Source organism: Saccharothrix longispora, from assembly GCF_030852425.1.
Classification (GTDB): Bacteria; Actinomycetota; Actinomycetes; order Mycobacteriales; family Pseudonocardiaceae; genus Actinosynnema; species Actinosynnema longispora.
The window spans coordinates 140,088-164,589 of record NZ_NSDM01000013.1 but is presented as its reverse complement, the minus strand read 5'-3'; the positions used below and the strand labels follow the sequence as shown (position 1 = coordinate 164,589).

The following is a 24,502-nucleotide window of genomic DNA, read 5'->3' as shown; positions in this document are numbered from 1 at the left end:
CGAAACCCACTCGTAACGTCCTACGGAAGGGGAGTCGTGATCCCCACCATTCGCCGATGGCGTCGTATGGTCACAGCGCTCGCCGTCGCGGTCTCCGCCGCGTCGGTGGTGACCTTCGCCGCCTCACCCGCATCGGCGGCGCCGGAACTGCTGTCCCAGGGCAGGCCCGTGACCGCCTCCTCCGTCGAGAACGGCGGCACACCGGTCCAGGCCGCGGTCGACGGCAACACCGGCACCCGCTGGTCCAGCGCCGCCGCCGACCCCCAGTGGATCGCCGTCGACCTGGGCTCCGCCAAGCCGATCAACCAGGTCGTCCTGAACTGGGAGGCCGCCTACGCGCGGGCCTTCCAGCTCCAGACCTCCGGTGACGGCGCGAACTGGACCACGGTCCTCAACGCCGGCGGCACGGCGGGCGTCCAGACGCTCGCCGTGAACACCACCGCCCGCCACGTCCGCCTCTACACCACCCAGCGCGCCACGCAGTACGGCGTGTCGCTGTGGGAGTTCCAGGTCTTCGGCGACGCGGCCCCGTCCGGCCCGATCGTGCGGGTGGCGGAGTTCCTCGCCGACTGCCCGTTCACGCACCGCCTGCCCGACGACCCGATCGTGGTGCCGAACCTGCCGGGCGCCTCGCACATGCACAGCTTCTTCGGCAACCGCACCACGAACGCCCACTCGACCGTCCAGTCGCTGCTGGCCGGCACGAGCAACTGCAACCCGTCCGTCGACCTGTCGTCGTACTGGGTGCCGACCCTGTACGCCGACGGCCAGGCCGTGGAGCCCACCGGCACCACGTTCTACTACCTGGGCGAGGGCGTGCGGGACGACGTGATCGCCCGCATCCAGCCGTTCCCGCTGGGCCTGCGGGTCGTCGCCGGCAACGCCAAGGCCACCGCGCCGGACGCCACCACGATCTCCCGGTGGTCGTGCCTGCACGCGGGCCACGTGGGCGCGTCGAAGGACTTCGTCCACTGCCCGGCGGGCACGATGCTGGAGTCCTACCTCGACTTCCCGCAGTGCTGGAACGGCCGCGACCTGGACTCGGCCGACCACAAGAGCCACATGTCCTACCCGGTCGCGGGCACCTGCCCGTCGACGCACCCGGTGCCGGTCCCGAAGCTCCGCCAGGTGCTGCGGTACCCGGTCAGCGGCGACCCCGCGAGGTTCCGGCTGTCGTCCGGAGCGGGCTTCACCATGCACGGCGACTTCTTCAACGCGTGGCCGGAGGCCGAGCTGGCCCGCCGGGTCCGCGACTGCATCAACCCGATCATCAAGTGCGGTGCGGACGGCCGGCCGTGAAGCGTCTGATCACCTCGCTCGCCCTGCTCGGCGCGCTGGTCGTGCCCGTCACCGCGCAGCCCGCCCGGGCGGCCGAGTGCGGCACGGCCAACGCGGCGCTCAACGCGCCGGTCACCGCCTCCTCGGTGGAGACCGGCAGCCCGTTCACCGCCGCCTCGGCGGTGGACGGGAACGCGGGCACCCGCTGGTCGAGCGCGTTCAGCGACCCGCAGTGGCTGCGCGTCGACCTGGGCGCGAGCCGCGAGGTCTGCGGCGCGACCCTGACCTGGGAGGCCGCCCACGCGACGGCGTTCCAGCTCCAGACGTCCGCCGACGGCACCGCGTGGACGACGGTCTACCAGACCACGACCGGGACGGGCGGCGTCCAGGACGTCGCCTTCACCGGCACGGGCCGGTACGTCCGCCTCCACACCACCGCCCGCGCCACCCAGTACGGCGTGTCGCTGTGGGAGTTCGCGATCCGCACCGGCACCGGCAACCCGCCCGGCGGGTCCGAGCGGCTGCTGTCGTACAACAAGCCGGCCACCGCCTCCTCGTTCCAGGACGACGGCGCGTGCCCCGGCTGCACCCCGGCCAAGGCGCTGGACTTCAACCCGGCCACCCGGTGGGCGACCAGCACGACCACCGGCTGGGTGGACCCGGGCTGGATCTCCGTCGACCTCGGGGCGACCGCGCAGGTCAGCAGGGTCGTGCTCCAGTGGGACCCGGCGTTCGCCACCGGGTTCGAGATCCAGACCTCGGCCACCGGGTCGAGCTGGACCACGATCCACGCGGTCACCAACGGCACCGGGTTCAAGCAGACGTTCACCGTCTCGGGCACGGGTCGCTACGTGCGGGTGAACCTGACCAAGCGCAGCGGCCAGTACGGCTACTCGCTGTGGGAGTTCCAGGTCTACGGCACCGGCGGCAACCCCACCCCGCCTCCGGCGCGGGCACCGGACCCGGGCACCCCGCTGCGGCTGGTGTGGAGCGACGAGTTCAACGCCCCCGCCGGCACGAAGCCGGACGCCGGCAAGTGGCGCCCGGAGGTCGGCACCGGCCAGAACGCGGAGCTCCAGTACTACACCGACAACGACAACGCGTTCACCGACGGCGCGGGCAACATGGTGCTGGAGGCCAGGCGGCAGGTCACGCCGGGCTCGGCGTGCCCGGTCGACCCGGTCAGCGGCAGCGGCACGTGCCAGTACACCTCGGCGAGGATCATCACCGAGGGCAGGGCGTCGTGGACCTACGGGCGCATCGAGGCCAACATCAAGGTCTCGGGCACCAAGGGCCTCTGGCCCGCGTTCTGGATGCTCGGCGACGACATCTTCCAGGGCACCCCGTGGCCCGCCAGCGGCGAGATCGACATCATGGAGCACCTGGGCCGCGAACCGAACACCGCGTACCAGACGATCCACGGCCCGGCGTACCACGGCGGCGGCGGGATCGGCAACGTGAGGGACATCGGCCGGGACTACCGCGACGCGTTCCACCTGTTCCGGGTCGACTGGAACAGCCGGGGCATCACGTTCAGCATCGACGGCGTGACCGTCATCACCATCGACAAGGCGACGGTGGAGGCGACCCGCGGCCCGTGGGTGTTCGACAAGCCCTTCTTCATCCTCCTCAACAACGCGGTGGGCGGTGACTGGCCCGGTCCACCGGACGCCACCACGGTCTTCCCGCAGCGCATGCTGGTCGACTACGTCCGCGTCTACCAGTGACGGCGCGGTGCGGCCCCGCCTCGGCGGGGCCGCACCGCCCGGTATAAAGACTGGCGTGGACCGCAGACCAGTCACGTTGGAAGAGGTCGCGCGGGTCGCGGGCGTTTCCCGGGCCACGGTGTCCCGGGTCGTCAACGGGGTCGCCACGGTGGACCGGGAGCTGCGCCAGGTCGTCGAGAGGGCCATCTCCACGACCGGCTACACGCCCAACCGCGCGGCGCGCTCGCTCGTCACCCGACGGGCCGGCGCGGTCGGCCTCGTCCTCCCGGACGAGGGCCGCACCCTGCACGACCCGTACTTCGGCCGGGTGGTCAGCGGCGTGATGCCGGTGATCCGGCCGCTGGGCGTGCAACTGGTGCTCACCACCACCGACCCCGGCGGCCACCAGGAGGTGGTCGACGACGTCCGGCAGCGCAGGCTGGACGGCGTGATCCTGATCCACACGCACGGCGCGGACCCGCTGCCGCGCCTGCTGACCGAGGCGAACCTGCCGGTCGTGCTGGCCGCCCGCCCGGTCAGGCCGATGGCGATCACCTACGTCGACGTCGACCAGGCCGCGGGCGCGGCGCTGGCCGTGGACCACCTGGTGGACCGCGGCTGCCGCCGGCCGGCGACCATCACCGGCCCGCTGGACGCGCCCGCCGGCCAGGACCGGCTGCGCGGGTTCCGCGAGGCGGTGGCCCGGCACGGCCTGCCCGAGCCACTGGTCGTCGAGGGCGACTTCTCCCGCGAGGGAGGGGCCGCCGCGGCCCGCCGCCTCGCCGGGGAGGTGTTCGACGGCCTGTTCGTCGCCTCGGACCTGATGGCGACCGGCGCGCTGCCGGTGCTGCGCGACCGCGGGCTGCGGGTGCCCGAGGACGTGAAGGTCGTCGGCTTCGACGACAGCAGCCCCGCGGTCGAGTGCGACCCGCCCTTGACCACGGTGCGCCAACCCGTGGAGGACATGGCGGCCGAGATGGCCCGGTTGCTCGTCGAGCGCGTCGAGCGACCGGACCGCCCGAACGCCTCCGTCGTGTTCGCCCCGACCCTCGTGGTCCGCCGGTCCAGCTAGCCGTCCACGCGCTCACCGTCCCCGGGAGTGCTCGTGCGCCGGTCGCTCGTCCTGTCCTCGCTGGTCACCGCGTTGGTCGCGTGTTCCCCGGCGCCACCCGCGACGTCACCCGCCACCACCGCGCCGCCCGCCGGCGCGCCGACCGGCACCGCGCCGACCGCCGGCGCGTCACCCACCGGGACGGGCGGCCTGAGCGCCACCGACACCGCCTACGCGCAGCTGGCGATCCCGCAGGTCGAGTCCGCCCTGCCGCTGCTCGACCTGGTCGCCGCGCGGTCGGGCGACCCGGCGCTCACCGCGCTGGTGGCCGAGGTCGGCGGCGGGCACCGCGCGGAGCTGGCACGGCTGCGCGCCGTGCTCGCGGACGCCGGCGTGGCCTACCTGGACGAGCACCGCGGGCACGACATGCCGGGCATGATCACCGCGGACGAGGTCGAGGCCGCCGGCCGGCTGACCGGCGCGGACTTCGACGCGCGGGCCCGCGCGCTGCTGCGCGCCCACTTCGAGGAGTCGGCGACCGTCGCCAGGGCCGAGCTGGCCGCCGGGAGCGACGCCGCGCTGCTCGCGCTGGCCGGCGACCTGGACGGGGCGCGCCGCGGCTACCTGGCGAAGCTGTCGGGTTCCTGAACGGCGGAACACAGCGCGGTCACCGTCCGTTTTGCCCGGTGTGCTGACCGACGACCCCGCCACCACCCGTTCCCCGGCCCGCGTCCTCGCCCGCTCCGGCGCGGTGGCCGTCGTGCTGACCGTCGTCCTGGTGGGCGGGCTCGACCTCGTCCGGCTCTCCGACTCGGCCCACCACCTGCGCCGCACGATCAGCGAGTACGCCCTCGGCCCCTACCGCTGGGTGTTCGACACCGGCGTGGTGCTGCTCGTGCTCGGGTCGCTCGCGATCCTCGCGGTGCTGGTCGGCCGGGGCGTGAGCCGGTGGAACTCGGTGGGCGCGATCGCGTTCGCCGCGTGGTCGGTCGGCCTGACCCTGGTGGTGGTCTTCCCCAAGAACGACTGGGCGGTCGGCCCCAGCATGAGCGGCAGCATCCACCGCTTCGGCAGCATGCTCGCGTTCGTCAGCCTGCCGATCGCCGCCATGCTGCTGGCCCGCCCCTGGGTGCGCGACGCCGCGTGGGGCGCGCACGCCCGCTGGGCGTTCCGGTTCGGCGCGCTGTCCGCGCTGGCGTTCACCCCGCTGCTGTACGCGATCCTGGTCGACGCCGTCACCGGCACGTCGTGGTGGCGGGTGTTCCCGCTCGGCTACGTCGAGCGCGTGCTCGTGCTCACCGAGGTCGTGGCGGTGTTCGTGGTCGGGGTGTGGGCGTGCGCGGTGTCCTCCCGCCCACGCCCGGTCCCGCCCGGTCAGCCCGGGTACAGCCCGTCCAGCACGTCCCGGTAGCGGCTCTCGATCTCCTTGCGCCGCATCTTCATGCTCGCGGTGAGCGTGCCGTCCTCGACGCTGAAGTCCTTCGGCAGCACGGCGAACCTCTTGATCGTCTCGTGCCGGGCGAGCTTGGCGTTGGCCGCCTCGACGGCCCGGCCGACCTCGGCCTCCGCGTCCAGGTCGGCGGGCGCGGTCTCGGCGTCGATGGTGACCAGCGCGACGCAGTAGTTGCGCTGGTCGCCGTGCACCAGCACGTTGCCGATGTACGGGCTGCCCACCTTCACCAGGCCCTCCACGGACTGCGGCGCGACGTACTTGCCGCCGGAGGTCTTGATCAGCTCCTTCTTGCGGTCGGTGATCCGCAGCCGGCCGTCCTCGTCCAGCTCGCCGATGTCGCCGGTGTGCAGCCAGCCGTCCACCAGCGCCTTGGCCGTCTCCCCGGGCAGGTTGCGGTAGCCGCGCATGATCCCGCGCCCGCCGATCAGCACCTCGCCGTCCTCGGCGATGCGCACCCCGGTGCCCGCCAGCGGCTTGCCGACCGTGCCGAGCCGGTTGTCGCCGGGCCGGTTCACGAAGCTCGCCGCCGCCGACTCGGTGAGGCCGTAGCCCTCCAGGATCGTGATGCCCGCGTGCTCGAAGAACTCGCCCACGGGCCGGGACAGCGGCGCGGAGCCCGACACGAAGTACTTGATCCGGCCGCCGACGCGCTCGCGCAGCTTGCTGAACACGAGCTTGTCGGCGATGGCGCGGCGGACCTTCCACTCCGGGTGCTCGGCGACCCGCAGCGCCCAGTCGAACAGCGCCGCCTTCACCCCGCCCGCCTCGCGCATCGACGCGACCACCCGCTGGTGGATCTTCTCGAAGATGCGCGGCGCGGCGGCCACCACGGTCGGGCGCAGCTCGGCCAGGTTCGCCGCGATCCGGTCCACGTCGCCGTCCACCGCGGTCGGCGCGCCGGTCGCGATCAGGCCCACCTGGAGCACCTTGCCGAACGCGTGGGACATCGGCAGCCACAGGAAGTGCAGCTCGTCCAGGCCGAGGACGCCCACGTCGGCGATGGCGTCGGCGGTGTGCAGCCAGTTGTCGTGCGTCAGCTCCACGCCCTTCGGCGTGCCGGTCGTGCCGGAGGTGTAGATCAGCGTGGCCAGCCGGTCGGGGGTCAGCTCGTCGACCATGGCGTCGTAGTCGCCCTCGACGGTGTCCGGTTCCCAGTCGGGGGCGACGACCTCCACGTCCACCCGGTCCGCGAGGCCGGGGTCGGCGACCACGAGCACGCTGCCGGAGTCGCGGAGGATGTGCTCCACGTCCTGCGGCGTGCTGCTGGGGTAGATGGTCGTCGTCACGCCGCCCGCCGCGAGCACCGCCAGGTCGGTGATGATCCAGTCGACGCTGGTGGCCGCCATGATCGCCACGCGCGCCTCGTCGTGGATGCCCAGCCGTCGGAAGCCCAGCGCCTTGACCCGCACCCGCTCGGCCACCTCGGCCCAGGTCAGCGACGTCCAGGTGTCGCCGTCGCGGCGGCGCAGCGCCTCGCGGTCCGGGGTCGCGCGGACCCGCTCGCGCAGCAGGTCGGGGATCGAACGGGCCACGGTGCCTCCTCTGGAGCGACGCTCTAGAGCGGTACTCTAGCCCTCGTGAGGACGACCAGTCGGCGGGCCGTGCTCGACGCGGCGCTCGAACTGGTCGCCGAGGGCGGGTTGGACGCCGTCACGATCAGCGCGCTGACCGCCCGCTCGGGCGTGTCCAACGGCAGCGTCTACCACCACTTCGGCAGCCGGTCGGGCCTGTTCGCGGTGCTGTACCGGGAGAGCTTCGAGCACTGCGTGACCACCCTGCTGCCCGCCCTGGAGCACGACGAGCCGGAACGGGCCGTGCGCGAACTCGTGGCCCGCTACCTGGGCTGGGTGGCCGGCGACACCGGCCGCGCCCGGTTCCTCTACGCCGCGCCACTCACCGCCGACCCGGCCGTGAAGGCGTCGGTGTTCCAGCCGGTCGCCGCCTGGTTCGCCGCCCGCGCCGAGGAGGGCGCGCTGCGCCCCTACCCGCCGTGGGCGCTGGACCCCGTCGTGATGGGACCGGCCCACGAGTGCGCCCGCCGGCACCTCGCCTACGGCTTCGACCTGGGCGCGTGCGCGGAACCCGTCGCCGATGCGGTGTGGGGCGCCGTCGCGCCCGTAGGGTGACCGCATGGCCACTTGGGGCGACCTAGCCGCGTACGTCCACGACACGTACGACGTGATCTCCGAGAACGAGGACGAGATCCGCATCCTGTTCAACTTCGAGCAGTTCGACGAGGACGACGAGCGGACGCAGGTGATCATCCTGGTGCGCGAGGTGCTCGACAAGCTGCACGAGTGGGTGCAGATCGCCTCGCCGATCGGGCTCGCGTCGGGGGTGGACCTGTCCGCGTTCCTCACCGAGGTGGGCAACTCGACCATCGCGTGCGGCGCGGCGATCATGGGCGACCACGTCGTGCTGCGGCACTCGCTGCCCTTGAAGGACCTCGACATCCACGAGTTCACCGACCCGTTGGCGCTGCTCGCGGGCACGGCGGACCGGCTGGAGGAGACCTTCTTCGGCGGCGACGACTACTGACGCCGGGCAGGGCCGCGGGGGACCGCCCGTGTTGACAGCGGCTCCCGGGGGTGCTGTGATCCTGGCAACAGATAGGAAACTTTCCTAACTGACGCGCCGCCGCCGAGCTCACCCCGTCCCCGTCCCCGTGGGAGGCACCTCGTGGCACCCCGTACGCGCTGGCTGGCCACAGCCGCCGCGGCATCCCTGCTCGCAGTCCCCGCGCCCGCCCTCGTCGCCGCCACCGCCGCGGCCGAGCCGGTCGCGCAGGCCGTCACCCGGCACCAGGCCGAGAACGCCTCGATCTCCAGGGGCCTGGTCGAGTCCAACCACGCCGGCTACACCGGCGGCGGTTTCGTCAACTACGACAACGCGGCCGGCTCGTACGTCGAGTTCACCGTCACCGCCGCCACCGCCGGTCCGGCGACCCTGACCCTCCGGTACGCCAACGGCAGCACCGCCGACCGCCCCCTGGCCATCACCGTCAACGGCACGGCCGCCGCCGGCGCCCTCCCGTTCGCCGCCACCGGCGCGTGGAGCACGTGGGCGACCAGGACGACCCCGGTGACCCTGGCCGCGGGCGCCAACCGCATCCGCGCCACCGCCACCACCGCCGCCGGCGGCCCCAACCTCGACCGCCTCGACGTGGAGACCGGCGCGGCCCAGGCCGGCCGACCCGCCGACGTCAACGGGCAGCTGCGGGTGTGCGGCACCAAGCTGTGCAACCAGTACGGCAAGCCGATCCAGCTGCGCGGCATGTCCACGCACGGCATCCAGTGGTACTCGCAGTGCGTGAAGCCCGCGTCCCTCGACGCCCTCGCGAACGACTGGGGCGCCGACGTCCTGCGCATCTCGATGTACGTGCAGGAAGGCGGGTACGAGACCGACCCGCGCAGGTTCACCGACCTGGTGCACGGCTACATCGAGGAAGCCACCAGGCGCGGCCTGTACGCCCTCGTGGACTGGCACCAGCTCGACCCCGGCGACCCGAACGCGAACATCGCCCTGGCGCGCACGTTCTTCACCGAGATCGCCTCGCGCCACAAGAACAAGACGAACATCATCTACGACATCGCGAACGAGCCGAACAACGTCTCGTGGGCCGGCATCAAGTCCTACGCGGAGCAGATGATCCCGGTGATCCGGGCGCAGGACCCGGACGGCGTCGTGTTCGTCGGCACCCACGGCTGGGGTTCGCTGGGCATCTCCGACGGGCGCAGCGAGCAGGACATCGTCTCGAACCCGATCAACGCCACGAACTTCATGTACACGTTCCACTTCTACGCCGCCTCGCACCAGGACGAGTACTTCGCCGCCCTGTCGCGCGCGGCGGCCCGGCTGCCGATCTTCGTGACCGAGTTCGGCACCCAGACCTACACGGGTGACGGCGGCAACGACTTCGCGTACAGCCAGAAGTACCTGGACTTCCTGGCGGCGAACAAGATCGGCTGGACGAACTGGAACTTCTCCGACGACTTCCGCTCGGGAGCCGTGTTCAAGGAGGGCACCTGCGCCGGGTCGAACTTCACCGGCACGGGCGTCCTGAAGCCCGCCGGCGTCTGGGTCCGCGACCGGATGCGCACGCCGGACGACTTCCCGACGAGCTGACCACCACCCCGCGGGGCGGGCCGTGCCGACGCGCGCGACCCGCCCCGCGGGGCCGGGAGCGCTCGGCGGGCCCGGGGACCCTCAGCCCACCGGCCACGTGTGCACCGGCTCGTTCGCGTGCATCAGGTCCCGGTAGGTCCGCAGCATCCGGCGCAGCGCCTCGGGCCGGTCCAGCGCCGTGTGGTCGTAGTGCCGGTGGAACACCCGCGCCTGCCACGTCGCCCCGTTGACCCCGGTCAGGCACCGCTGCTCGACCACGCCCAGCAGCCGGTCCCGGTCGTCCGCCGCGACCCTCAGCTTCGCCAGGCCCTCGTGGGCCAGCGGCAGCAGGCGCCTCAGCACCAGCTCCGCCACCGGCACCGTGCCCAGGCCCGGCCAGTACACCTGCGCGTCGATGCCGTGCCGCGCGCCCGCCAGGAAGTTCTCCTCCGCCGCGCTGAACGACATCTGCGACCACACCGGGCGCTCCTCCTCGGCCAGCATCCGCACCAGGCCGTAGTAGAACGCCGCGTTGGCCAGCGTGTCGACGACCGTCGGGCCGGCGGGCATCGTCCGGTTCTCCACGCGCAGGTGCGGCTTGTCGCGCACCACGTCGTACACCGGCCGGTTCCAGCGGTAGATGGTGCCGTTGTGCAGGCGCAGCTCGGCGAGCGACGGCGTGTCGCCGCGCTCCAGCACCTGCACCGGGTCCTCCTCGTCGCAGATCGGCAGCAGCGCCGGGAAGTACCGCACGTTCTCCTCGAACAGGTCGAAGATCGACGTGATCCACCGCTCGCCGAACCACACCCTCGGCCGGACGCCCTGCTCCTTCAGCTCGTCGCTGCGGGTGTCCGTGGCCTGCTGGAACAGCGCGATCCGGGTCTCCCGCCACAGCTCCTTGCCCAGCAGGAACGGCGAGTTCGCGCCCACCGCCACCTGCACGCCCGCGATGGCCTGCGCCGCGTTCCAGTACGCCGGGAACGAGTCCGGCGACACCTGGAGGTGGAACTGCGTCGACGTGCACGCGCCCTCCGGCACGATCGAGTCGGCCGTCATCTGGAGCCGCTCGACGCCGTCGATCGAGATGTGGAGGTCCTCGCCGCGCGCCGCCAGCACCTGCTCGTTGAGCAGCGCGTAGCGGGGGCTGCCGGACAGCGCGCCCACGGCCAGGTGCTTGGCCTGGAGCGTCGGCAGGATGCCGATCATCACCATGTGCGAGCCGGTCGCCGACGCCTTGTGCTCGGCCTCGTTGAGCGAGTCGCGCACGACGGTCTCGAACTCGGTGATCCCGCCCGCCGTGAGCTGCCGGGGCGCGACGTTGATCTCCAGGTTCCACTGGCCCAGCTCGGTGACGAAGTCCGGGTCGGCGATCGCCTCCAGGGCCTCCGCGTTGCGCATCGCCGGGTCGCCCGCGCCGTCCACCAGGTTCAGCTCGATCTCCAGCCCGGTCATGGGCCGGTCGAACTCGAACCGCGACTCGCGGAGCATCCGGGCGAACACGTCCAGGCAGCGCCGCACCTTGGTGCGGTACCGCGTGCGGTCATCGCGGGTGAACTCGTGCCGCCCGACCTCGTCGCCCATGTCTGCTCCTCGCCGATGATCAGCGCGCGGGTACCGCGATCGCGGTCACCACAAACCCCTCCCTGGCCAGCCACCGGCCGGTGAACCCGTCCAGGGTGGTCCCGTCCACGACCGGGTGGTCGATGAGGACGCGCGCGCTGAACGTGCCGTCGTCGGGGTTGATGGTCACCTCGGCGTCCTCGAACCCCAGCCACGCCCGCGTCAGCGGGAACCACGCCTTGTAGACCGTCTCCTTCGCGCTGAACAGCAGCCGGTCCCAGGCGACCTCGTCGCCCGCCGCGCGCAGCGCGGGCATCCTGGCCAGCTCGCCGGGCACGGCGATGGCCTCCAGGACGCCCTCCGGCGTCGGCTCGTTCGGCTCGGCGTCGATGCCGATGGTCCACACCTCGCCGACGCGCCCCACGGCCGCCGCCCGGTAGCCCCGGCAGTGCGTGATGCTGCCGACGACGCCCGCCGGCCACGTCGGCTCGCGTTTGGGGCCGGGCAGCAGCGGCACGGGGGCGTGGCCGAGGCCCGCCAGTGCGGCGCGCGCGCAGTGCCGCCCGGTCGCGAACTCCTTGCGCCTCTTGTCCACGGCCTTGGCGACGTGCTCCTCCTCCTCGGGGAACAGCACCACCCCGTCGGGGTCGCCGAAGTAGTCGACCGCCGAGATCGGCGGCGGCAGCAGGTCGGTGATCACCGGGCATCCCCCTCGCGCAGCACGTCCAGCAGTGGCGCCGCGGTCCAGCCGCGCGGCTGCCACTCGCGCGGGTAGCCCAGCGACACCTCGTCGAAGCGCACGCCGTCCTTGCGGATGGTCCGCGGGATGTGCAGGTGGCCGTACACCGCCGCCGCCGCCCGGAACCGCAGGTGCCAGTCCGCGGTCTTCTCGGTACCGCACCACAACGCGAATTCGGGGTACCGCAGCACGAACGTGGGATCACGGACGAGTGGCCAGTGGTTGATCAGCACCGTCCGCAACGACGGGTCCACCGCCGACAACCGTCGTTCCGTCTCCTCCAGGCGCGCCGCGCACCACGCCTCGCGGCTCGGGTACGGGTCGGGGTGCAGGAAGTACTCGTCGGTGCAGATGACCCCGGCCTCCTGCGCCACGGCCAGCGCGGACGCCTTGTCGGTCGTCCCGGCCGGGCGGAACGTGTAGTCGTAGAGCGTGAACAGGGGCGCCACCGCCACCGGGCCGCCCGAGCCCTCGAACACCGGGAACGCGTCCTCGGGGGTGTGCACGCCGAGGCCGCGGCACAGCTCCACCAGCTGCTTGTAGCGCACCTCGCCGCGCGACTGCACCGGGTCGTCCTTGGTCGTCCACAGCTCGTGGTTGCCGGGCGACCAGACCACTTCGGCGAACCGCCCGCGCAGCACCCCGAGCGCCCACTCGACGTCGTCGAACTTCTCCGCCACGTCACCGGCCACGATCAGCCAGTCGTCGGGGGAGTGCGGTCGAATCGCTTCGACGAATTGCCGGTTCTGCTGGTAGGTCACGTGCAGGTCGCTCGTCGCGAGGAGGCGTGGCGGGGTGGTCACACCGCGAGCGTATCCCCGGCGGACGGCCTCGGGGAGTGACCGCTCATCCGCTCGTCGCTCCCGCGACGCCGTTCGGCGGGGAACGGGGGGCCGCGTGACGCTCGTCCGTCCCGTTCGGCGCGCGTTCCCTTACCCGTGAGCGTCCGACTTCCTAGCGTGATGGGCATCACGACAGTCCTGGGCGGAGGACCTGATGAGCAACCACGTACGACCTGTTCAACCGTTCGGGCGAACGGTGGGCGCCGAAATCGCCCGCCAGGTGCAGCACCACCCGCACCCGGCGGTGGCGCCCCGGAGGACCGACGACGCCGCCCTGGCCATGTTGCTGCGCGCCCGCCAGCGCGGCGACGCCCAGAGGCAGGAGCCGTGGGTCCGCCGGGCGCCGGAAGCGCCTCCCCGCCCGCCGCACGCCGACGTGATCGAGCAGTTGGCGGTGCGGCTCGTGCCGCCGGGCCTGTGGGCCGCGGTCGAACCGCTCATCCCACCCGCGAAGGTCCGCCGCCAGGGCGGCGGCCGGGGTCGGGTGTCGGACCGGGCGATCTTCACGGCGATCGTGTTCGTGCTGACCAGCGGCTGCGCCTGGCGGCACCTGCCCGCCACGTTCGGCGTGACCGTGCCGACCGTGCACCGGCGGTTCCAGGAGTGGACCGAGGCGGGCCTGTGGCTGCGCCTGCGCCGGGTGGTCGCGGACGGCACGTCCGACGACTCGGAGTGGCTGGGGCTGGTCCTGGACGCCGCGGAACGACGCGGCGCCCGCGCGGCCGGCTAGGCGACACCGGCCGGAACCCCGGCCGGGCACGACGGGTGACGGGCGGGCGTCCCACGCCGGACCGGGACGTCCGCCCCGCCCGTGCCGGCCCCGAGCGGCCCGGGGCGCTACGCGTGCACGCCCGCCGAGTACTTCGGCACCCGCACGCTGATCTTCGTGCCCAACCCCTGCGCCGTCTCCACCACGAGCCCGTAGTCGTCGCCGTAGCAACGCCTCAACCGCTCGTCGATGTTGCCCAGGCCGATCCCCGCCGTCGCGCCGACCTGCCCCGCCAACGTCCGGCGCAGCGCCTCCGGGTCCATGCCGATGCCGTCGTCCTCGATGGTGATGTGCGCCTCCTCGCCCGCGTCGGCGGCGAGGATCGTGATGTGGCCCGGACCGGCCTTGCCCTCCATGCCGTGCCGCACGGCGTTCTCCACCAGCGGTTGCAGGCAGAGGAACGGCACGGTCACCGGCAGCACCTCGGGCGCTATCTGGAGCGTCACCTTCAGCCGCTCGCCGAACCGCGCCCGCTCCAGGGCCAGGTACTGGTCGATCGACTTCAGCTCCTCCGACAGCGTGGTGAAGTCACCGGCCCGGCGGAACGAGTAGCGGGTGAAGTCGGCGAAGTCCAGCAGCAGCGTGCGCGCCCGCTCCGGGTCGGTCCGCACGTACGACGCGATGGCGGACAGCGAGTTGTAGATGAAGTGCGGTGAGATCTGGGCGCGCAGCGCACGCACCTCCGCCTCCACCAGCCTGGTCCGCGACCGGTCCAGCTCGGCCAGCTCCAACTGCCCCGACGCCCAGCGCGCCACCTCGTTCGTCGCCCGCACGAGCCCCGCCGACGCCTCCCGGCTGTAGGCCGCCAGCACGCCCACCACCCGGCCCTCCACGGTCAGCGGCGCCAGCACCGCCGTGTGCACCGGGCAGTCCGCCGTCGCGCAGGCGATGTCGAACGCCCGCGTGCGACCGGTGGCGAACACGTCCCGCGCCAGCTCCATCACCTCGCCCGCGTGGCGCTCGCCCTCCCCCTCCCAGGCGACCACCGCGGTCTCGTCGGTCAGCGCCAGCGCGGGCGTGCCGAGCAGCGTCCGCAGGTGCTTGGCCGACTTCTTCGCCGCCTCCGGCACGAGCCCGGCGCGCAGCGGCGGCGCGGCCGACCACGCCGTGTGCAGCGTCTCGAACGTGATCCGCTGCTCGTTGGTGAGGAAGTCGTTGCGGGACAATGACTTCCGCCACAGCGTGAGCACCACGGCGAGCCCGGCGAGCAGCACCGCGCCCGCCGTCCACAGCGCCGTCACAACCGGTCCTGGCTGCGCAGGCCCAGGTTCTCCGGCGCGTGCAAGCGCACCATCACGTGGTTCACCCCCGGTGGCACCCTGCGCGGTGTCAGCAGCGACACCGCGAACATCACGACGAACCCGAGCGGCACGGTCCACGCCGCGGGCCGGGCCAGGAACACGTGGTACCACTCCCCGGAGCCGCCCGCGCTGATCGTCACCAGGCCGGCCACGAGCGCGGGCACCCCGCCCGCGAGCATGCCGGCCACCGCGCCGGCCGTGGAGATCCGGGTGCTCCAGATCCCCAGCACCAGCAGCGGGCACAGCGACGACGCGGCCACCGCGAACGCCAGGCCCACCATGTCCGCCACCGGCACCTTGCCCACCAGCAGCGTCATGCCCAGCGGCACGAGGATCGCCAGCACCGTCGACAGCCGGAACCCGCGCACCGACCGCAGCCGCAGCACGTCCCGGCTCAGCACGCCCGCCAGCGACACCATCAGGCCCGACGAGGTGGACAGGAACGCCGCGAACGCGCCACCGGCCACCAGCGCGCCCAGCAGCTGCCCGCCGAGGCCGTCGATGACCCGGCTCGGCAGCGCCAGCACCACCGCGTCCGTGTCGCCGGTCATCAGCAGCTCCGGCGTGTAGAGCCGGCCGAGCGCGCCGTAGATCGGCGGCATCAGGTAGAACAGGCCGAGCATGCCCAGCACGATCAGCGTGGTCCGCCGCGCCGCCCGGCCGTTCGGGTTGGTGTAGAAGCGCACGATCACGTGCGGCAGGCCCATCGTGCCCAGGAACGTGGCGATGATCAGCGAGTACACCGCGTACAGCGGGAACCGCTCCCCGCCGCGCATCGGCAGCGCCCACACCTCGTTGGTGGTCGACGGGATCGACCGCACGTGCGGCACCGCCGACCCCTCCGAGAACGTCAGGCGCGACCCGGCGGCCACGGTGTGGTCGCCCACCGCCAGCGCGCCGCCGCCCTGGACCCGCTGCCCGTCGACGACGCCCGTCCCGCTGAACGGCGTGGTCTCGGAGACGTGGAACGCGGTGGCGGTGTCGAACGACACCGTCGTGCGCTCCGGGAACTCGGGGAACTCCGGCCCGGCCAGCCCCTGCGCGCCGTGCGCGTGCCACGCCAGCACCAGGAACACCACGGGCACCGCGATGGCGGTCAGCTTGAGCCAGTACTGGAACGCCTGCACGAACGTGATGCTGCGCATCCCGCCGGAGATGACGTTGACCGTCACCACGGACGCCACCACCAGCGCGCCCACCCAGTCCGGCGCGCCCGTCACGTACTTCAGCGTCAGGCCCGCGCCCTGGAGCTGCGGCAGCAGGTAGAGCCACCCGATGCCCAGCGCGAAGCCCGACGCCACCGCGCGCACGACCGGCGAGGCGAACCGGGCCTCGGCGAAGTCGGGCAGGGTGTAGGCGCCGCTGCGCCGCAGGGGAGCGGCCACCAGCGCCAGCAGCACCAGGTAGCCGGCCGTGTAGCCGACCGGGAACCACAGCATGTCCGGGCCGTGCGCGAAGATCAGCCCGGCGATGCCGACGAACGACGCCGCCGACAGGTACTCGCCGCCGATCGCCGAGGCGTTCCACCACGGCGACACCGTCCGCGAGGCGACGAAGAAGTCCGACGTGGTGCGGGAGATCCGCAGGCCGTAGGTGCCGATGGTGACCGTGCCGACGACCACGACCAGGACGGCGATGATGCCGTAGGTGCTGCTCACGAACGTTCCACCAGCTCCGCGAACTCCCGCTCGCCGCGCTCGGCCTGCCGGACGTAGAACCAGCCGGCCAGCACGAACACCGGGAACACCAGCACGCCCAGCAGCAGCCACGGCAGCGGCAGGCCCAGCAGGCGCCGCACGGCGATCGACGGCGCCAGCGTGAACACCAGCGGCAGGGCCGCGACGCTGCCGCACACCACCGCGCACAGCAGCAGCCCGAGCCGCCGCTGGGTGCGGATCAGCGACCTCATGTAGACCGCGCCCAGCTCGCTCTGCTCGTCGATCTCCCGCGACGCCGGGTACGGGCGGGGCGCGCGCGGCGCGCGGGTGCGGGGGCTCGTCACCACCACCCGCTGCTTCGGCGGGCCGGGCGGGTGCGAGCCGGGGGAGCCCGGGCCGGTCACAGCGGCTGCCGGTTGCGGCGCACCAGCAGCTGCCGCAGGTGCCGGGCGTGCCGCCGGCTCACCGGCAGCACCGCGCCCCCGATGTTCACGCTCAGGTGGCCGTCCTCCAGGCGCAGCTCGTCGATGTGCCCCAGCGACACCAGGTGGCTGCGGTGGATGCGCACGAAACCGGCCGACCGCCAGCGCTCCTCCAGCCCGTTGAGGGCGGCGCGGACCAGCCCGCTGCCGGTCGCGGTGTGCAGGCGGGCGTAGTCGCCGTGCGCCTCCACGTACCGGATGTCGGCGAGCCGGATGAACCGCGTGATGCCGCCGAGTTCCACCGGAATGACCTCGTCGCCCACGTCCGGCGTTTTCTCCGCGGGTGCGGCGGGCGCGGGTTCCGCGGATTTCGAATCGAGCACCTCGTGCACGATCCGGTGAACCGACTCGGCCAGGCGTTCCGGCCGCACGGGCTTGAGGAGGTAATCGAGCGCTTTCAACTCGAATGCCTCGACCGCGGGTTCCTGGTGCGCGGTGACGAACACGATGGGCGGCGGCTGCGCGAACCGCGACAGCACGCGCGCCAGGTCCAGCCCGTCCAGCCCCGGCATCCGGATGTCGAGGAACACCGCGTCCACCGGCTGCCCGGCGTCCATGGCCCGGTGCAGCGTGCGCAGCGCCTTCGTCGCGTCGCCCACCGCCTCCACGTGCGCCACCCGCGGGTCGCGGCGCAGCAGGTACACGAGGTCGTCCAGGGCAGGGGCCTCGTCGTCCACCGCGAGCACCCGCAGCGTCCGTTCGAGCGCCCCGCGGCGCTCCGGGCCCTCGCAGAGGGGGCAGGGGAGTCCTGAGGTCATGGAGTTCCAATGCGGTGGTCGGCGTCGTCGATCAGACCAGTGGACGCCCATCCTCACCCGCGGGGGTGGCCAGAGGCAATGACCGCCGTGCCGCCTGCGCGTCACCCAGCGTCATCTCCAGCTCCAGGAACGCCTCCTCGGCCCGCCGCGCCGCCAGCGACACCGACGCCGCCGCCGCGCTGCCCACGAACCGGCGGGTGGGCTCCTGCAACCGGCGCACCACCTCGGACCACTCGTCGGCCATCCGCGCCAGTTCCGTGAGCGCCGACACCAGTTCGTCGGGCCCCCGGGGCACCCCCTCCGCGATCCGCGCCAGGGCGATGTGCGGATCGGTCGTCATGAGATCCCCCAAACACGTTCGAGAAGCATCGAAACCCGATGTTCTCGCCCGTTGTGGAAGAGGTCAACAACACGGGAGGGTGGTCTCAGTCGGTGCCGCATTCCGAAACACCGCGGAAACGCGTTCTCAGGTCGAATCGTCGATCGCCCGGTCGATCATCCGCTCGAAGGCGCCGAAACCGCCGCGCGCGGCCAGCTCCCGGCCGGCGCGGGCGTGGTGGAGGGCCTCGTCGCGGCGGCCGTCGGCGGCCAGGGCGCGGACCAGGTGGGTGTGCGAGCGGACCACGCCGTAGCCGTACTCGCAGGACCCCGCCAGCTCCAGGGCGCGCAGGTGGGCGGCCACGGCCCGGGTCGGCTTGCCCAGGTGGCGCAGGACCAGGCCGAGGGCGTTGTGCACCTCGGACTCGATGCGGGGGCTGCCGCCCAGCTCCTGGACGAGCGCCAGGGCGCGCTGGGCGGTGCGCAGGGCCTCCGGGTGCTCGCCGCCCAGGCAGAGGGCCGCGGCGAGGTGCGCCATGCCCTCGGCGCGGGCGTGCCGGGCGCCCGTGCGGTGCCAGGAGGCCAGCGCGCCGCGCAGCAGGTCCACGGCCCGCGGGTAGTCGCCCGTCGCGGTGCGGCACCGGGCCAGCAGGGCCGCGCAGGTGGCCTCCACGTTCGCGCCGTCCACCGCCCGCGCCAGCTCCAGGCCCCGCGCCAGCAGGTCGGCCGCGCCCTCCGGGTCGCCGCGCAGCAGGCGCAGCGCGCCCCGACCCGCCAGGACGCCGATCCGCACGTGCGGCCCCGCCCAGTCCTCCCCGGCCAGCGCCTCCATCCGGTCGAACGCCGCCGCCGCGGCCGTGAAGTCGGCCAGCTCCAGGTTCACCACGCCGTCCAGGCCGGTGTGCAGCCACACCAGCCGGCGGTCGACCGGCCGGGCCTCGCGCAGGTAGCGCTGCGCGAGCCGCAGGTTGCCGAGGTTGCGGTGCTCGGCGGCCAGCCACACCAGCATCGACGTCTCCGCGTCGTGCTCGCCCGCCGCACGGGCCGCGCCGAGGGCCGCGTCGATGGCGTGCAGGAACTCCACGTGGTGCCCGTGCGACCCGAAGTACCCGCTGACCGCGTCGATGAGCCGCCACGACAGCTCGCGCGGCCCGTGCTCGGCGCAGTGCTCGACCGCCGCCAGAACGCTCGCCCGCTCCGCGGCCAGCCACGCCCGGGCCACCTCGGGGCTCAGCCGCGGCGGCCCGGACACGCCCAGCTCCGGGTACAGCACGTCACCGACCTCGACCGCGGTGCGCAGGTACCAGTCGAACAGCCGCCGCCGCGCCGACGCCAGGTCCTCGCCCGCCGCGAGGGCCCGCTCGGCCGCGTAGTCGTGCAGCAGGTCGTGCACCGCGAACCGGTCCGCGCCGACCCGCTGCACGAGGTGCGCCGACGCCAGGTCCTCCAGCAGCCTGCGCGCCACCGGCTCGGGCGCGTCCAGCAGCGCCGCCGCGCCGAACACGCTGAAGTCGGGTCCCGGCAGCAGCCCGGTCAGCCGGAACAGCCTCGCCGCGTCGGGCGTCAGCGCGCCGTAGGACAGGTCGAACGCCCGCCGCACGGCCGCCGTGTCGTCGTTGTCCACGGCCAGCGCGGACAGCCGGTCGCCGTCGCGCAGGTCGTCCACGTAGGCCGCGATGTCCAGGTGCGGCGCGCCGACCAGGTTCCCCAGCGCGATCCGCAGCGCCAGCGGCAGGTAGCCGCACAGCCGGGCCAGCTCGCTGATCGCGTCGAACTGCGCCACCGCAGCCTCCGGCCCCAGCGAGCGGGCCAGCAGCTTCCACGCCTCGTCACCGCGCAGCACGTCCAGCCGCACCGTCGTCGCCCGCAGCGGGCGGCGCGGCTCGTTTCGGCTGGTCACCAGCACCGAGCAGCCGGGGTCGTCGGGCAGCAGCGGCAGCACCTGCTCGACCGAGGCGGCGTTGTCCAGGGTGACCAGCACCCGCCGGCCGCGCAGCCGAGCCCGGTAGCCGCGCACCAGCTCCGCCTCGTCCACCGGGATGTGGTCGGACCGCACGCCCATGGCCCGCAGGAACCGCGCCAGCACCGCGGACGTGGTCGGCGGCGGCGACGTCGAGTGCCCGCGCAGGTTCACGTACAGCTGCCCGTCCGGGTACCGGTCGCGCACCGCGTGCGCCACGGAGATCGCGAACGCCGTCTTGCCCACCCCCGGCGGCCCGCACACCACGACGGTCGCCGCGGCGCGCGTCAGCAGCCCCTCCACCCGGGTCAGCTCCGCGGCCCTGCCCACGAAGTTCCCGACCGGCGCGGGCAGCTGCGACACCGGCGCCCACCTGTTCGTCGCCGGCTGGTGCAGCGCCGGGTCGCCGGTGAGGATCGCGCGGTGCACCGCGCGCAGCGAGTCGCTCGGGTCCACGCCCAGCTCGCGCGCCAGCGCCGTGGACGCCTGCCGGTACGCGTCCAGCGCGTCGGCCTGCCGGTCCGCCCGGTACAGCGCCACCATCAGCTGCGACCAGAACCGCTCCCGCAGCGGGTGCCGGGAGGTGAGCCGGCGCAGGTCGGCGATCACCTCCTCGCACCGCCCCAGCAGCAGCTTCACGTCCACCAGCTCGGACGTCACCCGCAGCCGCTGCTCGGCCAGGTTCGGCGCCTCGGACTCGTGCAGCGACTCCGACGGCACGTCGGCCAGCGGCGCGCCGCGCCAGCAGTCCAGCGCGTCCTCGTAGGCCGTGCACGCCGCCGCGAAGTCGCCCGCCGCCGCCAGCGCCGCGCCCCGCGCGGACCACTCCTCGAACCGGTGCAGGTCCAGCGCGCCGGGCGGCACGTCGACGCGGTAGCCGGTGGGCGTGGTGTGGATCAGCCGCGGCTCGCCGAGCGCGCGGCGCAGCCGCATCACGTACACCGGCAGGGTCTGCCCGGCGCGGTCCGGCGGCGACTCGCCCCACACCCGGCGGATCAGGTCGCTCGCGGGCACGGACCGGTTCGCGCCCAGCAGGAGGGTGGCCAGGACGATGCGGTGCTTGGCGGCGGTCACCGGGACGGGACGGCCGTCGCGGCGGACCAGCAGCGGTCCCAGCACGCCGAACTCGTCCTGCGACAGCGTCACCCGCCTCCGTTCACACCGACCGACCCTGGGACATGCTGGTGCTCCCGCCAGTACCGGAGTACCACCGGATGGCCCCCTACAGCCTCCCGACCTCGGTGATGTGCAGGGCGGCCGTGCCCAGCTCGTCGGACTCGGTCAGGTCCACCTCGGCGCTGAACCCCCAGTCGTGGTCCTTCGCCGGGTCGTCGAAGATCTGCCGCACCAGCCAGCGCTCCGGCTCGACGGTGATCACCAGCATCGCCGGGCCGCGCGCGTCGGGACCCAGGCCGATCTCGTCGTGCTCCTCGAAGTACGGGTCCAGCGCGTCCTGCCACTCCTCGGCGGTCCACCCCGAGTCGCCGTCGAGCTGACCCAGCTCGTAGTAGTTGCGCCGCGCGGCCAGCTCGACCCGCCGGAACAGGGCGTTGCGCACCAGCACGCGGAACGCGCGCAGGTTCCGCGTGACACCCGGCGGCACGTCGTCCTGCACCGTCCTCTCGGGGTCGTCGGACGGGTTCCGCAGCTTCTCCCACTCGTCGAGCAGGCTGGAGTCCACCTGCCGCACGAGCTCGCCGAGCCACTCCTGGAGGTCGTTCAGCTCCTCCGTCTTCGCGTCCTCGGGCACGGTCTGCCGCAGCGCCTTGTAGGCGTCGGCCAGGTACCGCAGCACCAGCCCCTCGGACCGCGCGAGCTGGTAGTGCGACACGTACTCGGCGAACGTCATGGCCCGCTCGAACATGTCGCGCACCACGGACTTCGGCGACAGGTGGTGGTCGGCGACCCACGGGTGGCCGCGCCGGTAGGTGGTGAACGCGGCCTCCAGCAGCTCCTGGAGGGGCTTCGGGTACGTCACCTCCTCCAGCAGCTCCATCCGCTGGTCGTACTCGATGCCCTCGGACTTCATCGCCCCGATGGCCTCACCGCGCGCCTTGTGCTCCTGCGCCGACAGGACCTGGCGGGGGTCGTCCAGCGTCGACTCCACGACCGACAGCACGTCGAGCGCGTACGACGGCGACTCCTTGTCCAGCAGTTCGACGGCGGCCAGCGCGAACGGCGACAGCGGCTGGTTGAGCGCGAAGTTCACCTGGAGGTCCACGGTCAGGCGGATGTCGTCGCCCTGCCGCTCCACCACGCCCGCCGCCAGCAGCCCCCGGTACATCTGGATGGCGCGCAGGATGTGGCGGCGCTGCGCCGGCCGGTCCTCGTGGTTGTCCTCCAGCAGGTGGCGCATCGCGGCGAACGCGTTGCCCTGCCGGCCGATGACGTTGAGCAGCATCGCGTGGCTGACCTGGAAGCTGGAGGTCAGCGGCTCGGGCTCGGCGTTCTTGAGCCGCTCGAACGTCTGGTCGCTCCACGACACGAAGCCCTCGGGCGCCTTCTTGCGCACCACCTTGCGCCGCTTCTTCGGGTCGTCACCGGCCTTGGCCAGCGCCTTCTCGTTCTCCACGACGTGGTCGGGCGCCTGCACCACGACCGTGCCCACGGTGTCGTAGCCCGCGCGGCCGGCGCGTCCCGCGATCTGGTGGAACTCGCGCGCCTTGAGGTGCCGGGTGCGCTGCCCGTCGTACTTCGACAGCGCGGTGAACACCACCGTGCGGATCGGCACGTTGATGCCGACGCCGAGCGTGTCCGTGCCGCAGATGACCTTCAGCAGGCCGGCCTGGGCGAGCTGCTCGACCAGCCGCCGGTACTTCGGCAGCATGCCCGCGTGGTGCACGCCGATGCCGTGCCGCACCAGCCGCGACAGCGTCTTGCCGAACCCGGACGTGAAGCGGAACCGGCCGATCATCGCCGCGATGGCGTCCTTCTCGGCGCGCGTGGCGACGTTGACGCTCATCAGCGACTGGGCGCGTTCCAGGGCGGACGCCTGGGTGAAGTGCACGACGTAGACGGGGGCCTCGCGGCCGTGCAGGAGTTCCTCGATGGTCTCGTGCAGCGGCGTGGTGACGTACTGGAAGTTCAGCGGGACCGGGCGCTCGGCGGAGCGGACCGTCGTCGTCGTGCGGCCGGTGCGCCTGGTCAGGTCCTTCTCGAAGAACGAGACGTCGCCCAGCGTCGCCGACATCAGCAGGAACTGCGCCTGCGGCAGCTCGATCAGCGGCACCTGCCACGCCCAGCCCCGGTCGGGCTCGGAGTAGAAGTGGAACTCGTCCATCACGACCTGGCCGACGTCGGCCGCCGTGCCGTCGCGCAGCGCGATGTTGGCCAGGATCTCGGCCGTGCAGCAGATGACGGGCGCGGTCTCGTTGACGCTCGCGTCGCCGGTCATCATGCCGACGTTCTCCGCGCCGAACGTCTCGATGAGCGCGAAGAACTTCTCGGAGACCAGCGCCTTGATGGGCGCGGTGTAGAACGTCCGCTTGCCCTCGGCCATCGCGGCGAAGTGCGCGCCGGTCGCGACCAGCGACTTCCCCGAGCCGGTCGGGGTGCTGAGGATGACGTTCGAGCCGGAGACGATCTCGATGAGCGCCTCCTGCTGCGCCGGGTACAGCGACAGCCCCCGGTCGGACGCCCACTCGGCGAACGCGTCGTAGAGGAGGTCGGGCTCGGGGGTGGGCGGCAGCCGGTCGGTGAGAGTCATCGCAGGCAGAGCATAGTGGCAACCCGGGGTGGGGGACGTCGCCGTGATCGTCGGTGGTCAGCCGTGCGCCGGTGGTCGGTCGGGACGGCCGAACTCGCCGGCGCCCACGGCCACCGGTTCCGGCAGCGGCGAGCCGACCTCCATCGCCCACAGCAGCGCGTGCACCTCGGTCGCGGCGTCGCCGTCGAGGTCGGGCAGGGCGGCGGTGAACCACCCGCGCGCGCCGGCGTCGTCGCCCCGCGCCCGTGCCGCCCGGCCCAGCAGGACGCGGCACCCGGCGCGCTCGCAGCGCGCGTCCGGGTCGTCGGCGTGCTCGCCGTACACCTCGTCCGCGCGGGTGAGGCGCCTGATCGCGGACGGCAGGTCGCCCGCGCGCAGCGCCACCGCGCCCATCTCCCGGTACGCCCAGGCCACGCCGATGCGGTGGCCGTGCGAGACCTGCCAGTCCGCCACCTCGGCCAGGCACCCCACGACCTGACCCGGCAGGTTCCGGGCCAGGTAGACGACGGCCAGCGCGTCCAGCGCGCCCAGGTGGCCGTCGAGGTTGTCCGGCGACGGTTCCTCCTGGCAACGCGCCCGCCACACACCCACCCGCCGCCTCCCGAGCTCGGTCGCCGCCACCAGTTCGCCCCGGGCGACGTGCCGGTCGGCCGCGAAACCGAGCAGCGCGGACACCTCCTCCGAGGTGGGGAAGCGGTCCGCCAGTTCGAGGGTCAGGTCGTGCGGAACCGCGCCGGACGCCCACAGGCCGCCGACCACTCCGATCGCCGCGGAAACGTCCCCCTCGGCCATGCGTTGCTTTGCCGCAACGATTTCC

At 73.1% G+C, this 24,502-nt stretch carries 20 protein-coding genes and 1 pseudogene; 9 read left to right on the top strand and 12 right to left on the bottom strand.

The annotated features are described in order from the left end of the window. Positions 1-66: 66 nt before the first annotated feature. Genes CKY47_RS27905 through CKY47_RS27885 form a run of 5 tightly spaced genes read left to right on the top strand, consistent with a single transcriptional unit; the run spans position 67 to position 5,446 of the window. Entirely contained in the window at positions 67-1,299 is a 1,233-nt protein-coding gene (locus tag CKY47_RS27905; RefSeq protein WP_306749282.1) for a DUF1996 domain-containing protein, read from the top strand. Next, positions 1,296-3,005: a discoidin domain-containing protein gene (locus CKY47_RS27900; RefSeq protein WP_306749281.1), complete on the top strand. Its 1,710-nt coding sequence runs from the start codon at positions 1,296-1,298 to the stop codon at positions 3,003-3,005. Before CKY47_RS27905 ends, CKY47_RS27900 begins: the two co-directional genes overlap by 4 nt. A gap of 55 nt (positions 3,006-3,060) precedes the next feature. Beyond that, positions 3,061-4,056, top strand: coding sequence for a LacI family DNA-binding transcriptional regulator (locus CKY47_RS27895; RefSeq protein ID WP_306749280.1), 996 nt, complete (start codon positions 3,061-3,063; stop codon positions 4,054-4,056). Between the two features lie 33 nt (positions 4,057-4,089). After that, on the top strand, positions 4,090-4,683 hold the full coding sequence (locus tag CKY47_RS27890; RefSeq protein ID WP_306749279.1) for a DUF305 domain-containing protein: 594 nt from the start codon (positions 4,090-4,092) through the stop codon (positions 4,681-4,683). 40 nt (positions 4,684-4,723) lie between these two features. Continuing rightward, entirely contained in the window at positions 4,724-5,446 is a 723-nt protein-coding gene (locus tag CKY47_RS27885) for a DUF998 domain-containing protein (RefSeq protein ID WP_306749278.1), read from the top strand. Here CKY47_RS27885 and CKY47_RS27880 read toward each other — a convergent pair. Further along, positions 5,410-7,020 carry an AMP-dependent synthetase/ligase gene (locus tag CKY47_RS27880; RefSeq protein ID WP_306749277.1) on the bottom strand — a complete coding sequence of 537 codons (1,611 nt, stop codon included), beginning with the start codon at positions 7,018-7,020 and terminating at the stop codon, positions 5,410-5,412. The genes CKY47_RS27885 and CKY47_RS27880 overlap by 37 nt on opposite strands. A gap of 45 nt (positions 7,021-7,065) precedes the next feature. On the opposite strand from CKY47_RS27880, the gene CKY47_RS27875 reads away from it, so the two are divergent. The 3 genes from CKY47_RS27875 (at position 7,066) to CKY47_RS27865 (ending at position 9,613) form a co-directional block, all read left to right on the top strand. Further along, on the top strand, positions 7,066-7,614 hold the full coding sequence (locus tag CKY47_RS27875; RefSeq protein ID WP_306749276.1) for a TetR/AcrR family transcriptional regulator: 549 nt from the start codon (positions 7,066-7,068) through the stop codon (positions 7,612-7,614). A 4-nt stretch (positions 7,615-7,618) separates the two neighbouring features. Beyond that, positions 7,619-8,026, top strand: a complete 408-nt coding sequence (locus CKY47_RS27870) for a hypothetical protein (RefSeq protein WP_306749275.1) — start codon at positions 7,619-7,621, stop codon at positions 8,024-8,026. Between the two features lie 141 nt (positions 8,027-8,167). After that, positions 8,168-9,613: a cellulase family glycosylhydrolase gene (locus tag CKY47_RS27865; RefSeq protein WP_306749274.1), complete on the top strand. Its 1,446-nt coding sequence runs from the start codon at positions 8,168-8,170 to the stop codon at positions 9,611-9,613. Positions 9,614-9,694: 81 nt separating this feature from the next. Here CKY47_RS27865 and CKY47_RS27860 read toward each other — a convergent pair whose 3' ends face one another. From CKY47_RS27860 to CKY47_RS27850, 3 genes are read right to left on the bottom strand one after another with little or no spacing between them, the layout of a single operon-like run. After that, entirely contained in the window at positions 9,695-11,173 is a 1,479-nt protein-coding gene (locus tag CKY47_RS27860; protein WP_306749273.1) for a glutamate-cysteine ligase family protein, read from the bottom strand. A gap of 19 nt (positions 11,174-11,192) precedes the next feature. Further along, complete coding sequence (locus tag CKY47_RS27855; RefSeq protein ID WP_306749272.1) at positions 11,193-11,852, bottom strand: 4'-phosphopantetheinyl transferase family protein; 660 nt, start codon at positions 11,850-11,852, stop codon at positions 11,193-11,195. Continuing rightward, a complete protein-coding gene (locus tag CKY47_RS27850) occupies positions 11,849-12,694 on the bottom strand; it encodes a metallophosphoesterase family protein (RefSeq protein WP_306749271.1) in 846 nt (281 codons plus the stop codon). Before CKY47_RS27850 ends, CKY47_RS27855 begins: the two co-directional genes overlap by 4 nt. Before the next feature lie 415 nt (positions 12,695-13,109). Here CKY47_RS27850 and CKY47_RS27845 point away from each other — a divergent pair. Beyond that, positions 13,110-13,451: pseudogene (locus CKY47_RS27845) on the top strand (transposase); the annotation flags it as partial. Between the two features lie 119 nt (positions 13,452-13,570). Here the strand turns inward: CKY47_RS27845 and CKY47_RS27840 are convergent. From CKY47_RS27840 to CKY47_RS27805, 8 genes are all read right to left on the bottom strand, one after another. After that, entirely contained in the window at positions 13,571-14,743 is a 1,173-nt protein-coding gene (locus CKY47_RS27840) for a histidine kinase (protein ID WP_306749270.1), read from the bottom strand. After that, complete coding sequence (locus CKY47_RS27835; protein ID WP_306749269.1) at positions 14,740-16,461, bottom strand: sodium/solute symporter; 1,722 nt, start codon at positions 16,459-16,461, stop codon at positions 14,740-14,742. Before CKY47_RS27835 ends, CKY47_RS27840 begins: the two co-directional genes overlap by 4 nt. After that, a complete protein-coding gene (locus tag CKY47_RS27830) occupies positions 16,458-16,865 on the bottom strand; it encodes a DUF485 domain-containing protein (RefSeq protein WP_306749268.1) in 408 nt (135 codons plus the stop codon). The genes CKY47_RS27835 and CKY47_RS27830 overlap by 4 nt, the downstream gene beginning before the upstream one ends. Then, a complete protein-coding gene (locus tag CKY47_RS27825; RefSeq protein ID WP_306749267.1) occupies positions 16,862-17,701 on the bottom strand; it encodes a LytR/AlgR family response regulator transcription factor in 840 nt (279 codons plus the stop codon). The genes CKY47_RS27830 and CKY47_RS27825 overlap by 4 nt, the downstream gene beginning before the upstream one ends. A 31-nt stretch (positions 17,702-17,732) precedes the next feature. Further along, the gene (locus CKY47_RS27820) at positions 17,733-18,041 is read right to left on the bottom strand and encodes a hypothetical protein (protein ID WP_306749266.1); all 309 of its coding nucleotides are present in this window, start codon (positions 18,039-18,041) and stop codon (positions 17,733-17,735) included. A gap of 126 nt (positions 18,042-18,167) precedes the next feature. After that, complete coding sequence (locus CKY47_RS27815; protein WP_306749265.1) at positions 18,168-21,125, bottom strand: AfsR/SARP family transcriptional regulator; 2,958 nt, start codon at positions 21,123-21,125, stop codon at positions 18,168-18,170. Between the two features lie 76 nt (positions 21,126-21,201). After that, a complete protein-coding gene (locus CKY47_RS27810) occupies positions 21,202-23,685 on the bottom strand; it encodes a DEAD/DEAH box helicase (RefSeq protein WP_306749264.1) in 2,484 nt (827 codons plus the stop codon). A 57-nt stretch (positions 23,686-23,742) separates the two neighbouring features. Further along, positions 23,743-24,477 carry a hypothetical protein gene (locus tag CKY47_RS27805; RefSeq protein ID WP_306749263.1) on the bottom strand — a complete coding sequence of 245 codons (735 nt, stop codon included), beginning with the start codon at positions 24,475-24,477 and terminating at the stop codon, positions 23,743-23,745. Between the last annotated feature and the right edge of the window lie 25 nt (positions 24,478-24,502).

What these genes read in the sequence shown, in the direction of transcription:
- CKY47_RS27905 (WP_306749282.1), top strand. Translation starts at nt 67, where the DNA reads ATGGTCACAGCGCTCGCCGTCGCGGTCTCCGCCGCGTCGGTGGTGACC.
- CKY47_RS27870 (WP_306749275.1), top strand. Translation starts at nt 7,619, where the DNA reads ATGGCCACTTGGGGCGACCTAGCCGCGTACGTCCACGACACGTACGAC.
- CKY47_RS27860 (WP_306749273.1), bottom strand. Translation starts at nt 11,173, where the DNA reads ATGGGCGACGAGGTCGGGCGGCACGAGTTCACCCGCGATGACCGCACG.
- CKY47_RS27825 (WP_306749267.1), bottom strand. Translation starts at nt 17,701, where the DNA reads ATGACCTCAGGACTCCCCTGCCCCCTCTGCGAGGGCCCGGAGCGCCGC.
- CKY47_RS27820 (WP_306749266.1), bottom strand. Translation starts at nt 18,041, where the DNA reads ATGACGACCGATCCGCACATCGCCCTGGCGCGGATCGCGGAGGGGGTG.
- CKY47_RS27810 (WP_306749264.1), bottom strand. Translation starts at nt 23,685, where the DNA reads ATGACTCTCACCGACCGGCTGCCGCCCACCCCCGAGCCCGACCTCCTC.
- CKY47_RS27805 (WP_306749263.1), bottom strand. Translation starts at nt 24,477, where the DNA reads ATGGCCGAGGGGGACGTTTCCGCGGCGATCGGAGTGGTCGGCGGCCTG.